Below are 14643 nucleotides of genomic sequence, written 5' to 3' on the forward strand. Positions count from 1 at the left end.
GTCTTCACCCGCACCACGACCGGAGCGATCCGTAATCTCAAAGCCCAGAACCGCTCAGTTTCCTAGCCCGGACGTCAACCATCACCCGGGACAGGAACGTCAAGCGTCAGGTGAGACCAGACAAAGGCAGTTGGGACGCAGTTGTTAGACCGCCGGCCGGTCGGAAGGGCGCCGTCTAGGCAGCCGCCCCGCAACTCGCGCTGTCGTATACAGCACCCGTCGTGGCGACAGCGTCCGCAGCGACGCCTCAGAATGAGTCAACTGCCTGCGAGGGCCCCACAGCAGCCCACACGAATCAGCTGTGACAGAGGTGTCGCTCGCTGTAACAGCCTGCAGACCCTGGACGAAGATCACACGTGTCTGCAACAACGACAGCGTCCGTGGGTCCGCATGACAACGGCCCCGCCAACGAGCTGGCACGGGGCTCACTGTGGCGGAAATGGGACCTCCATGTACACACGCCCGCCTCGATTGTTAATTCGTACGGTTCCGATAATTGGGACAAATATTTCAACGATCTCCGCAACTTGCCCACAGAGCTTAGCGTAATTGGCATAAATGACTACCTCTTTGTCGACGGATACCGGCGAGTTCTCCGAGAATTCAACGCAGGAAATCTACCCAATATCGAAGCCATCTTACCCGTCATTGAATTGCGCCTTGCGAGCTTCACCGGAACCGACGGAAACATCCGGAGAATCAACTGGCATGTCATCTTCGAGCCAGGTATGGATCCGGATGTTATTGAGGCTCAGTTCATCAATGGTCTCAGCGCTCAGTATCGACTAGAGCCAGGTGACGGCCTGGTCGATCCACCACAATGGAGTGGATTCCTTAACGTTGAGAGCTTAAAAAACTTCGGCGCGCAAATTCGCCGTGGGGTACCCGAAGACCAGCAACACCGGTACACCGAATCCGACCTCCAACTCGGCTTCAACAACTTCAATGTAGAGCTATCGGCGGTAGCGAACCTTCTGGACTCGCCTCTTCTGTTTGGAAGAGCTCTTACCGCGGTTGGCAAAACAGAATGGAACTCGCTGAAATGGAATGATCAGTCAATCGCAACCAAGAAGCACCTAATCAATAGTTCGGACGTCGTCTTTACCGCCACACAGTCGGGAGATTTGTATCAGAAGAGCAGAAAAGCGCTGCAAGATGCCGGCCTGAACGACCGACTCCTGGACTGCAGTGACGCTCACCACTTCAGCACCTCAGATGACCCGAATCGAATCGGTGAGAGTCTGACTTGGATCAATGCCGACCCAACCCTGGCAGGGCTCAAACGAGCACTCGTTGAGTTCGACACCCGCATCTACATCGGGACCGAACCACCGAAGCTCACATCTCAACGACTGCGTGCAGCCGACCACATTGAGCGTATCGAAATTGCCCCATCGCCGACTAGGCCTGCAAACGCGGCAACTTTCTTTTCCGTTGACGTTGCATTGAATCCGGGGTTTGTCGCCATAGTTGGCCGAAAGGGCCAAGGAAAAAGTGCGCTCCTTGATGCGCTCGGACTGGCAACAAACAGTCACGAGCAGAGCCACTTTTCGTTCCTAAACAAGGATCGGTTCCTGAACCCCAAGACGGGTTACGGCGATCACTACGACGTAAAATTGACCTGGACGAACTGGACTCAGTCTAAGAAGCGGTTCTCAGCGCGGACGGACCTAGATTCAGCTGAACGGGCAACATACCTTCCGCAGCACCTTCTGGACGAGATATGCAGCTCAGATCCAGGAGCGGCAAACGACAAATTTTCTGAACGACTCTCGTCGGTGCTATTTGCTCATGTCCCTGAGGAGCGACGGCTCGGTACAACGAATTTTGATGCACTTGTGCGGACTCGAACAAGCGCCATCGACGAGCAAATCGCGTCTCTTCGCACGGAGCTGGGGTCCATAAATTCCGAGATTTCACAACTGATCCGCGATAGCCGACCCGAAAACATTGGTCTACTCAGGTCGCAACTTCGAGATGTTGATCAGCGTATTGCTGACCTAAAGCGTCAACAGCCACCAGAGCCGGTCGCGCCCCCGATACCAGGAGAGGACCCGGCGTCTGGCGGCACGCTTCGGGAGCTTCGCAGTAAACGCGACCAGCTCACGGACGATATCCGCCGCCAGCGAGCGACTGAGTCAGCTCTGACCATCAAGGCAGATGCCATCGACCAGATCGTTACTGCGACCGACACCCTGCGGTCGCAATATGAGTCGTTCGTCGTAGCCAACTCGCAACGAGCCATCAACGCCGAGATTGATCTCGCCTCGATAGTGACCTTGACGATTGACAGAACCTCGCTGCTGGCCGTTAAGGACGCGGTTGCAGCTGATCGTTCAGTCGTTGCTAGCCTCCTTCATCCGACCGCCGGATCGTCGCTGCCTACACAGGTCAAAGCCCTCGACAGCTCCATCTCGGATCTGGAAGCAGAACTTGACGAGCCAAGCCGCAAATTTGCAGAAGCCCAGAAGGCCGTGGAGACCTGGAAACAAACACTTGCCGATTTAGTCGACGGAAGCCCCGGCCAACAAGGCAAGTCCTCAATTGAGCGCGAGATTCAGGCACTCCAAGAGGTACCTCAAAAGATTGTAAACCTGACCCAGGTTCGCGCAACGAAGGTCCGCAAAATCCATCAGTCGCTCCTCGCCAAGATCGAGATCCTGAACGATCTATACAGGCCTGCGCGCGATTTCATTGCTCAGCATGATCTTGCGATAAGAAGCGGTCTGGAATTCGCCGCATCCCTCGGCGAGTTGGGTTTTGAGGACCGCTTCTGGGATCTGGTCGGGCGAAATGTCTCTGGCCCGTTCGCCGGGCAAATTGAAGGTTCGGAACGGCTTCGCGAACTTGTCGACGAGACTGACTTCGCGAACAGCGATGACGTCGTCCGCTTTACCTCCGATCTTGCGACGTCTGTTGCCAAGAACCCTAACGGTAGCCCGAATCCAGAGCGGACTCTTCGCAAGGGGAGAACCCTCGAAGAGCTTCTCGACCTTATCTTTGGATTGTCCTACGTGGAGCCGTTCCATTACTTGCAGTATCACGGCCTCCCCTTGGAACGCCTGTCTCCTGGCGAGAAGGGTACGCTCCTCTTAATGTTCCATCTGCTGATCGACCCAAGCGAGCAGCCTCTCATTTTGGATCAGCCAGACGAGAATCTCGACAACGAGACTATTAAGAATCTTCTGGCTCCCGCCATCAAGGAGGCGTCGACTCGGCGTCAAGTCATCATTGTTACCCACAACGCAAATGTTGCCGTTGTTGCCGATGCCGATCAGATTATTGCCGCAGAGATGATCGATGGACGCTTCAATTATCGTTCCGGATCAATCGAGAGCACCGCGATGAATCAGCATGTCGTCGATGTCCTCGAAGGGACGTGGCCAGCCTTCGGCAACCGCCAGGCCAAGTACCACCCTCCTAAGCAATGGGCAACTGGCTGACCAATTCAATCTCACCCATCGATTCGATCATCACGTCAGGTTGCTCCTGCTTAAGTTGCTTTGTCTTGGCGGGGCGGTTCACGAAGGCAATCGCTAGCGTCCCCGCCGCCCTTGCGGCGGCAATATCAGAAGCGGAGTCACCAATCATGACGCACTCCTTCGCGTTGGCGGAGCGCTGTTCAATAGCCGCCTGAAGCAGGTCGGGTCGTGGCTTCATTAGTTCGGGATGTCTTGGGACACGCCCGACGACACCATCCACGATGTGAGCGAGGCCGATCCGACTCAGGTAGGCGATGACGGCGTCCGATGAGTTGTTGCTGACGATTGTGATCGTCCGACCCGAACTGGCGAGGGCAGTAATGGCCTCACGCGCGCGTTGAGTCGGAGTCGCTGTGGTGCTCGCATGCACTTCTTGGGCGACAAATTCGGCTTCAATCAGAGATAGCTCTCGGTAGCTCCGCACGGCGGCATAACGCAGCACCTCCAGCGGATCGCTCGTGTGAGCAATGGGTGCAGGTATATTCAGCGGTCCGCCGGATAGGAGATTGCGGAGCTTCGTGGCCACCTCGGTGTCTGAGCTGCCCCCATATAACGCACAGACGGGACCATCGAAATCGAGGAGGACGTGCCGCACTCCACGCAGGACCTCTGCGAGCGTCACGACGAGAACGAGCGTGCGACGTTGTCCCACAAGCTCTCGAACCACAGCCGGGACTGACGGACGTACTGCGACGCCATGGACTCGGGATCCGCGTCGGCGTTGTGCTGGAACAGGACGGCGTCCTTCCCCATCAGGTCCCACATGGGCGTCTTCTCGCCGTCGAGCGTGACGTCGTGGCGCTCGACCGGGTAGTAGCCGAAGAACACCTCGTCGTTGTTGATCACGTAGAGCTTGAACATCGGGACGGCGGGACTCGCTCGCACCTCGGCGCGGGCCTCCTCGACAAGACCCAGCTCGCCCAGCTCGTTCACGGCCTCGACGACCGCTCCCGTATGGCGATGCACTATCTGCGCCGCCCGCGCGCGGAACGCCGGGCTGTCTGCGAGGTCGTCGACCTGTGCCGGCAGAGCCCACGGCACAGACGGGTCCGGCACGAGCAGCCGGACCGAGATCGACGCCGGACGGAGACGACCAGCCCGAATCTTGTCGAGCGGCTCCGCGATCGCGCCGTGCAGGGTCTCACCCGAGAACCCGGCGAAGTCGACCGACACTCGCGCCTGCTCGAAGGCCCGTTCGAGATGTGGACGGAGTCCGACGGGGCGCTCGGTGCGCTCGCGGACGAACACCCCGCTGCCCTGTCGCGAGACGACCAAGCCCTCGTCACGGAGCACGCGGATCGCCTGCTGCACGGTCATGCGAGCAACGCCGTAGTGCTCTGAGAGCTGCGGGCCGGATGGCAGCTTCTCCCCCGGCGCGAGCTTGCGCGTGAGGATCGACGCCCGCAGGGCGTTCGCTACCTGCTGATACGGCGGTCGCGGGTCGTCCGGGTCGAGGGCCATTTGCAGATGCTACGGCGAATCTGCCCAGCTCAGCTAACCGGCCTAGCCAACTCCTTGCCTGGCTAGCCATGTTGGCCTAATCTCAGCCTGGCTAGCCAAGCTGGCTAAGCCGGAGCAGAGGAGCCGACATGGCGATCAAGAACAGGTTCGCGGTCACGATGGGCGACGTCTTCCCCCATGGCGCCTACGTGGTGTCTGAGGTCGAGCCGGTGCGTGACTTCGACAAGTCCAGCGCCGGGCGTCCGGTGCAGCAGACCGACAAGGATTCCGGCCTTCCGGTGTGGTCGGTCTCGGTCCTCGACGCCGACCCGGAGGCCCGCCGGGCGGACAAGACGGTGGTCGTGAAGATCGCCGCCACGCATCAGCCGGTGCCCCCGGAGGCGGCCGCCGGCCTTCCGTTCCGTCCGGTCGAGTTCGACGGCCTGACCGTCACCCCGTACGTCGCGGAGAACGGCGGACGGCCCCGGGTCGCGTACAGCTTCCGCGCTTCCGGGATGCGTGCTCCTGGCAATCACGGTGCGAAGCCAGTGCCACATAAGGCCAACCAGGACGCGGCCTGACCAGCGCTGTTGGTGGGGACGAGCCGGCCAAGGACCAGCTCGTCCCCGTTCTCCCTCGATCCGCGGATGCCCTGGCAGGCAACAAATTCCGGAAGGACACGAACCCTAGATGAGCACCTACACCGCCCATCAGCACTACAACCGGCCGCCGGTCACCGAGCGGGTGTTGGCCGCGCTCGACGGGCTGACCGACGAGTTCTCCCCGGTCGCCGCCGAGGCGCCCGACTCGAACGCCGCCCACGCGGTGCGCGCGGATCGCTTGGCGATTATCTGTGCCCGTCGCGCCGCCTGGTGGAACCTCCTGCTGGCCCGCCCGCACCGCGACGGGATGTCCCGGCTGTTCCTCCGTGCGGTCATCCATGCCGCTGGGCAGGAGCAGGACCGCGCCCGGTTCTGGCGCGACGCCGCCGCTGACTGGCGTGCCCGCGCCGAGCGCCGCCCCACCTCGGACGTGGCCGGCGCGATGTCGAACCACCACGACCTCGGGATCGCGTCATGACCGGCCGTGGATGGCGCGGCTCGGCCGCCTGCGCCCGGGGTGTGGACCCTGAGCTGTTCTTCCCGCTCGACCTCGACCCCAGCTCCCCCGCCGTCGCCACCGCACGGCAGGTCTGCGCGGGCTGCCCGGTCCGGGCGCTGTGCTTCGACGACGTCATGGACTGGGAGGAACCCGCCCGCCGCTGGGGTGTCGTCGCCGGGTTCACCCCCGACGAGCGCACCGCCCTCGCCACCCGCTCGGCGACCGTCGCCGTGCTCCGCCCGACCGTCCGGGGCGGTGCCGCCGCATGACCGCCAAGCCCACGCCAGTCCGCTGCGAGGTCTGCCGCACGCTCCTGGTCGAACGCCCGGACCCGCGCCGGCGCCGCTGCGCCGACCACCTCGACCAACACCCGCTGTTCCCGCTCTCGGCCGTCCCCGGCCGCCGCCGCACCGGAGGTTCCCGATGAGCCGCAAGGACTGGACAGCTCCCGCACCGCTGGAAGTCGAACGCCCCCGCCTGCCCTGGTGGCTCATGCTGCCCGGCAAGGCCCTGTTCGTCGCGGCACCCGTGATCGCCGCCTACGTGCTCGTCCGGGTCCTCGACTTCACCGCCCGCCGGGTCTGGCGCTACCCGGTCACCCTCGTCGCCGTGGCGGCTGCGATGTGGTTCGGCCTCACGGCCTCGTGGTGGTGGGTCGCTGGTGCCGTCGCCCTGGTCGCGGTCGTCGGCGGGGTGTGGCGGTGGCGCTGGCCCGACTCCTTCGACCGGATCGTGCGCCGGCAGATCGCGTCGGAGTGGCGCCGCGCGTGGGTCTACGGCCGGGTGTGGCGGCGCACGACCCGGTTCGCGAACCTGGTCCGCAAGGCGGGGTCGACCCACTACTACCCCCGCGTCCGCATGGTCCGCGCCGACGGCTGGCGTGACCGCGTCGGTGTGCGGCTGCTGCACGGGCAGAGCCCGGACGAGTTCACCGCTCGGGCCGACTCCCTCGCGCACTCCTTCGGGGCGGTGTCGTGCCGGGTCCGTCAGGACAAACCCCGCCGCATCTGGCTCGACTTCATCCACTCCGATCCGCTGCGCGACCCGATCGCACCGCCCGCCCTCGTCGGACTCGGTGCGGGCATCGATCTGCGCAAGGTCCCGGTCGGAGTGGTCGAGACCGGACGGCCGTGGAACGTCCGGCTGCAGGGCAACCATGTCCTCGTCGTCGGCTCCACCGGGGCTGGGAAGTCCTCGATCATGTGGTCGCTGCTGTGGCACCTCGCGCCGGCCATCGGCGCCGGCCTCGTCCAGGTGTTCGGGATCGACCCGAAGGGCGGCATGGAACTCGGCCGGGCACCGCACCTGTTCGAACGCCTCGTCTTCGACAACGGGCCCAACGCGGTCGACCTCCTCGAACACGTCGCCGCCCTCGGCCGGTCGCGGGCAGATCAGCTGCGGCAGGCCGGCGCCTCCGCATGGACCCCGGCCGCCCGGTCGCCGTTCGTGCTCCTGGTCGTCGACGAGCTCGCCGACGTCGTCGCCTACCAGACCGACCGCGCCTTGAAGACGCGTGCGAACAACGCGTTGCAGACCATCGCCTCGCAGGGCCGCGCCCCCGGCGTCTGCGTCCTCGGACAGGTCCAGGACCCGCGCAAGTCCGTCGTCGACTTCCGCCACCTCTTCCCCACCAAGATCGCCCTTCGGTTGGACGAGCCCGACCAGGTCGACCTGGCGCTTGGGGAGAACGCCCGCACCCGCGGCGCCGCTGCTCACGAGATCAGCGAGGACACCCCCGGCGTCGCCTGGACCATCACCGACGGCCGCAAGGACATCCAGCGCGCCCGCGCGTTCCACCTCACCGACTCCCACCTCGCCGAGCTGAACGCGTTCATGCGCACCGCACGGCCGACCCCGCTCACCCTCGCCCCCTCCGTTGGCCCGACCGGCCCCGCTGAGTCCTTCGACCCGCCCGCCCTCGGGGAGGCCGCATGACCACCACAGGGCCCGCCACCCTGCCCGATGGGCCGATCGACCAGAGCAGCCTGAGCCGGGCGCAGAAGGCCCTCCTCGCGCTGTCCGACGACGTCGCCGCGCAGCTCGCCGAAGATCACGGCGTCTGTGTCCGTCCGATCGCGCTGCGCCGGATCGAGCTGTCCACTGGCCGGGTCGACGTCGTGCCTGTGCCGTGCGGGTCGACGCGGGAGGACAAGTGCCGCCCGTGCGCGGAGAAGGCTCGGCGGCTTCGGATGGTCCAGTGCCGTCAGGGCTGGCACCTCGAGGACGAGCCGGTCACCGCTCCTGCTGATCCGACGGAGGCGCAGAAGGAGCTGATGGCGGTCCGTGCCGACCTGCACGCCGCCCACGCGCTCGCCCGGGAGGCCGGTGATGAGACCGAGTGCGAGAACATCGCCGACGCCGTCGCCGAGATCGACGCGGAGTTGCGCGCCCTCGGGGTTCGGGGGCGCCTGGCCCCGCTCGTCGGCCCGGACCGGCTCCCGGTCAAGCGTTCGACCCGCCGTCGTCAGGACGCTCCGAACCTGCCGCGTCGGCCGGTGGAGAACCGCACCGTTGGGACGGTCTACGGCGGGCGCTACCGGCCCTCGACGTTCCTGACGCTGACGCTGGACTCGTACGGGCGGGTGGACAAGAACGGCGCCGCGCTGGATCCGGACCGCTACGACTACCGCCGCGCCGCACGCGACGCCATCCACTTCCCGAAGCTGCTCGACCGGTTCTGGCAGAACACCCGCCGCTGCGTCGGCTGGGACGTCCAGTACTTCGGCACCGTCGAACCACAGCGCCGTGGAGCGCCGCACTTCCACGCCGCGATCCGGGGCACGATCTCCCGCGCCGAACTCCGCATGATCGCCGCCGCGACGTATCACCAGGTGTGGTGGCCGCCCCACGACGACCCGACCTACAACGGCGATCACGTCCCGCGATGGGACGCCCTCGCCTCCTCGTGGGTCGACCCCGACACGCGGGAACCGCTCCCGACCTGGGACGAGGCCACCGACCCCGCCGCCCTCGACGCGCCCGCGCACACGGTGACGTTCGGCGAGCAGGTCCACGTGAAGGGCATCCTCGGCGGCACCGAAGATGCCGGGCGCCACATCGGCTACCTGACCAAGTACCTCACCAAGTCCGTGGGCCAGGCCGCCGGCCTCGACGAGCACGCCACCATCCGCCAGCGCGCGCACGCCCGCCGTCTCGCCGCCGAGCTCGCGGTCACCCCGTGCTCGCCGCGGTGCCCGATCTGGCTCCTGTTCGGCGTCCAGCCCAAGGGCTCCCGGTCCTCGATGGTGCCCGGGGTCTGCAAGGGCAAGGCCCACCGGCCCGAACACCTCGGCATCGCCGGCCGCCGGGTCCTCGTCTCCCGGAAGTGGTCCAACAAGAGCCTCGCCGACCACCGGGCCGAGCGATCGTCGTTCGTTCGGCAACTCCTCGCGAAGGCCGGCGTGCAGCCCGCCTACGCCGTCGATGACGGGCCGTTCGAGTGGGAGACCACCAAGGCCGGCGACCCCGACGTCCCACCCCGCCCCGTCCTGCTGCTCCACGCGATCCACCAACGCCAACGCTGGCGCGCCGACTACGACGCCGCCGTCCTGGCCGCCACCGAACCCGAACCCGACTGTTCGGCAACCGAGAGCGAGGCAGCATGAGCCGGGCCAACGAGCGGCTGACGGTCGCCGAGCTGTGCGCCGAGCTGCGGGTCTCGCGATCGACCTTCTACGAGTGGCGAGCCAAGGGCCGCGCGCCCCGCTGCATCAAGCTCCCGAACGGCGATCTCCGCGTGCGACGGGTCGAGCTGGAGCGCTGGCTCGACGACCGCGAGGAGGCCGCCTGATGGACACCTCGTACGACGTCAAGATCTGGAAGACAGAGGTCTACACGGGCACGCGGAAGACCACCTATCGCGTCCGGTGGACGGTCGGTGGCCACCCGTTCAAGGAGTCCTACAGCACCTCTGCGCTCGCCGACTCGGTCCGATCCGACCTGGTCACCGCCGCCCGTCGTGGTGAGGCGTTCGACGTGGAGTCCGGCCAACCGGTCTCGGTGATCCGCAACGATCGCAAGGTCTCGTGGTTCGACTTCGCTCGGGAGTACTCGGCGATGAAGTGGCCGCACCTGGCGCCGAACTCGCGTCGCAACACGGCCCGCGCTCTCACGAACGTGACGCTCGCGCTGCTCACCACCGACCGGGGTCGGCCGGACGACCAGGTCCTGCGGAAGACGCTCACGGCCTGGGCGTTCAACCACCGTGCCGATCCTGCGGAGGCAACCGACGAGGTGCAGAGCGCCCTCACGTGGCTCTCGCGCAGCACGCGGAACGTCGGTGACCTCGGCCAGCCGACCGTGGTCCGTACCGCCCTCGACGCCCTCACGCGCAAGGCTGACAAGACGACTGCAGCGCCGGCCACGATCCAGCGGCAACGTGGTGTGCTGGTCAACGTCGGCGAGTACGCAGTCGAGCGGGGTCTCCTCTCCCGCAATCCGGTGACTGCCCTGGCCTGGAAGGCGCCCCGGACGGTCAAGAGCGTCGACAAGCGCGTGGTCGTCAACCCTGACCAGGCGCGCGGCCTCCTCGACGCCGTTCGCACACAGAAGCCCAGCGGGAAGCGGCTGGTGGCCTTCTTCGGGGCGCTCTACTTCGCCGGCCTGCGCCCGGCCGAGGCCGCAACGCTGCGGACATCGAACCTGTCCCTCCCCGCGGAGGGCTGGGGTGAGCTGCTGTTGGAGGCCTCCACACCGTCGGCCGGCGCCTCCTGGACCGACTCGGGTCAGCGCCGCGAGGAACGTCAGCTCAAGCACCGTGCTCGCGGCGAGACCCGCGTCGTCCCGTGCGCGCCTGAGCTGGTGGCGCTCCTCCGGGAGCACCTCGACGCGTTCGGCAACGGCCCGGACGGGCTGCTGTTTCGTGGCCTGCGTGGCGGTCAGCTCTCGGAGAGCACCTACTGCCGCGTCTGGCGGAAGGCGCGTGTGGACGCCCTGGGCAAGGACGAGGCCAAGACACCGCTCGCCCGGCGGCCCTACGACCTCCGGCACGCGGCAGTCTCGACGTGGCTCAACGCGGGGGTTCCGGCCACCCAGGTCGCCGAGTGGGCCGGGCACAGCGTCGCCGTCCTGCTGCAGATCTACGCCAAGTCCATGGCCGGTCAGGAGGACGCCGCCCGCCAGCGCATCGCGACCGCTCTGGGCGGTCAAACTTTGGCGCGTATTGGGCGTGAGCAGTCGGAGAACGCCGGATCCGACCGGACACAGCCGGACAGCACCGGAGCGGACGAGTGAGCGTCTTCGCAGCTCAGAGGCATGAGCACCCTGGTGTGGCCCGGTGCCCCCGGTGGGATTCGAACCCACACTGTGACCCTTTTAAGGGGCCTGCCTCTGCCGGTTGGGCTACGGGGGCGCGGGATGCAGCCTACGGGCGGCACCCCGCGCCACCGGACGTGCTCAGGCCCCGCTGGTGACCGTCTGCTGCTCGGGCAGGTCGGACTCGTCGGCCTCCACCGCCGGCAGGGGCCGGGGCTGGGCCGGGCCCGCGACGCGGCTGAACTCGGCGCGCGGCTCGTGGATCTGGCCCAGCGCGACGACCTCGCGACCGAGGACCAGGGCGCCGGTCCAGTCGAAGACGATCCGGATCCGCCGGTTCCATGTCGGCATCCGGCTGACGTGGTAGGTCCGGTGCATGAACCAGGCGACGATGCCGCGGAGCTTGATGCCGTAGATCTCGGCGACGCCCTTGTAGAGCCCGAGGCTCGCGACCGAACCGGCGTAGGAGTGCCGGTACTCGGCGAGCTTGCGGCCGCGGACGTGGGCGACGAGGTTGTCGGCGAGGACCTTGGCCTGCCGGACGGCGTGCTGGGCCGACGGGCTGGTGCGGGCCTCGGGGTCGTCCTTGGACAGGTCCGGGACCGAGGCGCAGTCGCCGGCACTGAAGACGTCGGGCATGCCGACGACCTGCAGCATCGCGGTGCAGTCGACGCGGCCGCGGGCGTCGCGGGGCAGGTCGGTGTGCTCGAGCATCGGGCTGGGCTTGACTCCGGCGGTCCAGATGATCGTGTCGGCGTCGAAGGACTGGCCGTCGTCGAGCTCGACGTGGCCGTCGACCATCGAGTTGACGCGCGTGTCGAGGTTGACCTCGATGTCGGCGTCGAGGAGGCGTTCGACGGTGTAACGGCCGAGGGTGGGGCCGACCTCGGGCATGATCCGGTTGGCGGCCTCGACGAGGACCCAGCGGATGTCCTCGCGGTTGACGTTCTCGTAGTACTTGCTGGCGTGGCGGGCCATGTCGGCCAGCTCGGCGAGCGCCTCGATACCGGCGTAGCCGCCGCCGACGACGAGGAACGTGAGCAGTTTCCGCCGCATCCGCGGGTCGGTGGTGGTCGAGGCGGCGTCGAGCCGCGACAGGACGTGGTTGCGCAGGTAGATGGCTTCGCCGACGGTCTTGAAGGCGATGCCGCGCTCGGCGAGCCCGGGGACGGGCAGGGTGCGTGCGACCGAGCCGGGGGCGACGACGAGGACGTCATAGCCCAGCGTCGTCGAGGTGCCGCTGATGAGGTCGATGGTGACCTCGCGCTTCTCGTGGCTGATCGAGGTGACGCGGCCGTTGACGTGGTGGCACTTGCGCAGCACCCGGCGCAGCGGCACGACGACGTGGCGCGGCTCGATGGAGCCGGCGGCCGCCTCGGGGAGGAACGGCTGGTAGGTCATGTGGGACTGCGGGTCGATCACCGTGATGTCGGCCTCGCCGCGGCGCAGTTTCTTCTGCAGGCGCAGCGCGGTGTACATGCCGACGTATCCGCCGCCGACGATGACGATCCTCGTTGTCCGGGCCATACCGAAATGCTCCCACTCATCGCGCTCAGGACGAAGCCAGGAGAGCCGATCGTGTTACGGCACACCCTTGTGATGGTCAAGACGCCCGATCGGGTGATACACGTCGGTAACACGACCTTCGGTCATCCGACGATCAGCCCCGCGGCCCGTCCGGCCGCCCCCAGCACGTCCTCGAGCATGGGCGGGGTCAGTTTCCCGGTGAAGGTGTTCTGCTGGCTGACGTGGTAGCTGCCGAAGACGTGCAGCGGACCCGTCGCCCCGGGCAGCGTCACCGACGCGCCGTGGCCGAACTTCGGCCGCGGCCGCGGGACGGGCCAGCCGTTGGCCGCCAGAACCGGCAGCAGCGACTGCCAGCCGAACCCGCCGAGCACGACGACGGCCCGCAACGTCGGCGTGAGCAGCGCCAGCTCGGCGGCGAGCCACCTGCCGCACGTGTCGCGTTCGGTGGGGGTGGGTCTGTTGTCGGGCGGCGCGCAGTGCACGGGCGCGGTGATCCTGGTGCCGTACAGGGTGAGCCCGTCGTCGGCGGAGACGGAGGTGGGCTGGTTGGCGAGCCCGACGGCGTGCAGGGCGGCGTAGAGGAAGTCACCGGAGCGGTCGCCGGTGAACATGCGGCCGGTGCGGTTGGCGCCGTGCGCGGCGGGGGCGAGGCCGACGATCAGCAGCGCGGCGTCGGCGGGCCCGAAGCCGGGGACGGGCCGGCCCCAGTAGGTCTGGTCGCGGAACGCCGCGCGCTTCTCGGTGGCGACCTTCTCCCGCCAGGCGACGAGCCGCGGGCACGCACGGCAGTCGGCCACCCGGGCGTCCAGGACGGCGAGGGGCGTGGACATCAGGAGATGGAGCGGGCGATCCCGTCGAGGATGTCGTGCTCGGACACGACGATCTCCTCGATCCCGGTACGCGCGTGCAGCTCGTCGGCGAGCACGGAGACGATGATCGAGCCGGCGGCGATGACGTCGACCCGCCCGGCGTGCAGCGCGCCCATGGCCTCGCGCTCGGGGCGCGTCGAGGTGACGAGGCGCTGCGAGAGCGCGTGCAGGTCGGCCCGCGAGAGCCGGGACAGGTGCACGGCGTCGGGGTCGTAGGCGGGCAGGTCCTGGGCGATGCCCGACAGCGTCGTGATGGTGCCGGCGACACCGACCCAGGTCTTCGCGCCGTCGAGGGGGACGGCGGCGAAGGCGTCGGCGAGGATGCCGGCGGCGACCTCGCGGGCGGCGGCGACATCGCCGGCCGACGGCGGGTCGCCGGGCAGGGAGCGCTCGGTGAGCCGGACACTGCCGACGTCGACGGAGCGGGCCGCGCGGACGGTGGCGGTGCCGTCGTCGGCGAGGTCACCGATGACGAGCTCGGTGGACCCGCCGCCGACGTCGACGACGACGAACGGCCCGTCGGCGGGGTCGAGGTCGCCGACGGCGCCGACGAACGACAGCGTGGCCTCCTCGTCCCCGGTGATGACCTCGGCGTCGGAGCCGAGCACCTCGCGGACCATGCCGAAGAAGTCCTCGCGGTTGGACGCGTCGCGGGTGGCGGAGGTGGCGACCATGCGGACGCGCTCGGTTCCCTTGCGGCGCAGGACCGCGGTGTAGTCGACGAGCGCGGCGCGGGTGCGCTCGATGGCCTCGGGGTCGAGCCGGCCGGTGGCGTCGACGCCCTTGCCGAGGCGCACGATCCGCATCTCACGGTGCACGTCGCGCAGGTCGAACCCGCCGGATCCGGTGGTGACGTCGGCGACGAGCAGCCGGATCGAGTTCGTCCCGCAGTCGATGGCGGCCACGCGGGGCATCGGGTCTCCTCACGGATCATGGACCGGTCGCGGTCACCGTACGCGGCACGCGGCGGC

13 protein-coding genes and 1 tRNA gene are annotated in these 14643 nt (G+C 67.2%); 8 read left to right on the forward strand and 6 right to left on the reverse strand.

Annotated features, from left to right (window positions below):
• Window positions 1–380: 380 nt before the first annotated feature.
• Window positions 381–3443, forward strand: a complete 3063-nt coding sequence (locus tag TOK_RS32110) for a TrlF family AAA-like ATPase (protein ID WP_374754939.1) — start codon at window positions 381–383, stop codon at window positions 3441–3443.
• Here TOK_RS32110 and TOK_RS28110 read toward each other — a convergent pair.
• The gene (locus TOK_RS28110) at window positions 3421–4104 is read right to left on the reverse strand and encodes an HAD family hydrolase (RefSeq protein WP_172457833.1); all 684 of its coding nucleotides are present in this window, start codon (window positions 4102–4104) and stop codon (window positions 3421–3423) included. The two genes, TOK_RS32110 and TOK_RS28110, sit on opposite strands and share 23 nt — an antisense overlap.
• The gene (locus tag TOK_RS28115) at window positions 4101–4943 is read right to left on the reverse strand and encodes a GntR family transcriptional regulator (protein WP_098961022.1); all 843 of its coding nucleotides are present in this window, start codon (window positions 4941–4943) and stop codon (window positions 4101–4103) included. The genes TOK_RS28110 and TOK_RS28115 overlap by 4 nt, the downstream gene beginning before the upstream one ends.
• A 128-nt stretch (window positions 4944–5071) precedes the next feature.
• On the opposite strand from TOK_RS28115, the gene TOK_RS28120 reads away from it, so the two are divergent.
• From TOK_RS28120 to TOK_RS28150, 7 genes are all read left to right on the forward strand, one after another.
• On the forward strand, window positions 5072–5503 hold the full coding sequence (locus TOK_RS28120; protein WP_098961023.1) for a plasmid replication, integration and excision activator: 432 nt from the start codon (window positions 5072–5074) through the stop codon (window positions 5501–5503).
• A 109-nt stretch (window positions 5504–5612) separates the two neighbouring features.
• Window positions 5613–6002: a hypothetical protein gene (locus tag TOK_RS28125; protein WP_098961024.1), complete on the forward strand. Its 390-nt coding sequence runs from the start codon at window positions 5613–5615 to the stop codon at window positions 6000–6002.
• Window positions 5999–6292: a WhiB family transcriptional regulator gene (locus TOK_RS28130; protein ID WP_098961025.1), complete on the forward strand. Its 294-nt coding sequence runs from the start codon at window positions 5999–6001 to the stop codon at window positions 6290–6292. The genes TOK_RS28125 and TOK_RS28130 overlap by 4 nt, the downstream gene beginning before the upstream one ends.
• Before the next feature lie 154 nt (window positions 6293–6446).
• Window positions 6447–7958, forward strand: coding sequence for an FtsK/SpoIIIE domain-containing protein (locus tag TOK_RS28135; protein ID WP_098961026.1), 1512 nt, complete (start codon window positions 6447–6449; stop codon window positions 7956–7958).
• Window positions 7955–9628, forward strand: a complete 1674-nt coding sequence (locus TOK_RS28140) for a replication initiator (RefSeq protein ID WP_098961027.1) — start codon at window positions 7955–7957, stop codon at window positions 9626–9628. Before TOK_RS28135 ends, TOK_RS28140 begins: the two co-directional genes overlap by 4 nt.
• Window positions 9625–9813: an AlpA family transcriptional regulator gene (locus tag TOK_RS28145; protein WP_098961028.1), complete on the forward strand. Its 189-nt coding sequence runs from the start codon at window positions 9625–9627 to the stop codon at window positions 9811–9813. The genes TOK_RS28140 and TOK_RS28145 overlap by 4 nt, the downstream gene beginning before the upstream one ends.
• Window positions 9813–11255, forward strand: a complete 1443-nt coding sequence (locus tag TOK_RS28150; protein ID WP_098961029.1) for a tyrosine-type recombinase/integrase — start codon at window positions 9813–9815, stop codon at window positions 11253–11255. The genes TOK_RS28145 and TOK_RS28150 overlap by 1 nt, the downstream gene beginning before the upstream one ends.
• Before the next feature lie 44 nt (window positions 11256–11299).
• Here TOK_RS28150 and TOK_RS28155 read toward each other — a convergent pair.
• The 4 genes from TOK_RS28155 to TOK_RS28170 form a co-directional block, all read right to left on the reverse strand.
• A tRNA-Leu gene (locus TOK_RS28155) sits at window positions 11300–11373 on the reverse strand.
• 44 nt (window positions 11374–11417) lie between these two features.
• Window positions 11418–12803, reverse strand: a complete 1386-nt coding sequence (locus tag TOK_RS28160) for an NAD(P)/FAD-dependent oxidoreductase (protein ID WP_098961030.1) — start codon at window positions 12801–12803, stop codon at window positions 11418–11420.
• A 122-nt stretch (window positions 12804–12925) separates the two neighbouring features.
• Entirely contained in the window at window positions 12926–13633 is a 708-nt protein-coding gene (locus TOK_RS28165) for a uracil-DNA glycosylase (RefSeq protein WP_098961031.1), read from the reverse strand.
• A complete protein-coding gene (locus TOK_RS28170; RefSeq protein WP_098961032.1) occupies window positions 13633–14586 on the reverse strand; it encodes a Ppx/GppA phosphatase family protein in 954 nt (317 codons plus the stop codon). The genes TOK_RS28165 and TOK_RS28170 overlap by 1 nt, the downstream gene beginning before the upstream one ends.
• Window positions 14587–14643: the final 57 nt, after the last annotated feature.

Source organism: Pseudonocardia sp. N23 (assembly GCF_002583555.1).
In the GTDB taxonomy this organism is placed as follows: domain Bacteria; phylum Actinomycetota; class Actinomycetes; order Mycobacteriales; family Pseudonocardiaceae; genus Pseudonocardia.

Bases quoted from the DNA above. Each gene is read 5' to 3' on its own strand.
- TOK_RS28150 (WP_098961029.1), top strand. From the start codon at position 9,813: ATGGACACCTCGTACGACGTCAAGATCTGGAAGACAGAGGTCTACACG.
- TOK_RS28115 (WP_098961022.1), bottom strand. From the start codon at position 4,943: ATGGCCCTCGACCCGGACGACCCGCGACCGCCGTATCAGCAGGTAGCG.
- TOK_RS28120 (WP_098961023.1), top strand. From the start codon at position 5,072: ATGGCGATCAAGAACAGGTTCGCGGTCACGATGGGCGACGTCTTCCCC.
- TOK_RS28170 (WP_098961032.1), bottom strand. From the start codon at position 14,586: ATGCCCCGCGTGGCCGCCATCGACTGCGGGACGAACTCGATCCGGCTG.
- TOK_RS28165 (WP_098961031.1), bottom strand. From the start codon at position 13,633: ATGTCCACGCCCCTCGCCGTCCTGGACGCCCGGGTGGCCGACTGCCGT.
- TOK_RS28145 (WP_098961028.1), top strand. From the start codon at position 9,625: ATGAGCCGGGCCAACGAGCGGCTGACGGTCGCCGAGCTGTGCGCCGAG.
- TOK_RS28125 (WP_098961024.1), top strand. From the start codon at position 5,613: ATGAGCACCTACACCGCCCATCAGCACTACAACCGGCCGCCGGTCACC.
- TOK_RS28135 (WP_098961026.1), top strand. From the start codon at position 6,447: ATGAGCCGCAAGGACTGGACAGCTCCCGCACCGCTGGAAGTCGAACGC.
- TOK_RS28140 (WP_098961027.1), top strand. From the start codon at position 7,955: ATGACCACCACAGGGCCCGCCACCCTGCCCGATGGGCCGATCGACCAG.
- TOK_RS28160 (WP_098961030.1), bottom strand. From the start codon at position 12,803: ATGGCCCGGACAACGAGGATCGTCATCGTCGGCGGCGGATACGTCGGC.
- TOK_RS28130 (WP_098961025.1), top strand. From the start codon at position 5,999: ATGACCGGCCGTGGATGGCGCGGCTCGGCCGCCTGCGCCCGGGGTGTG.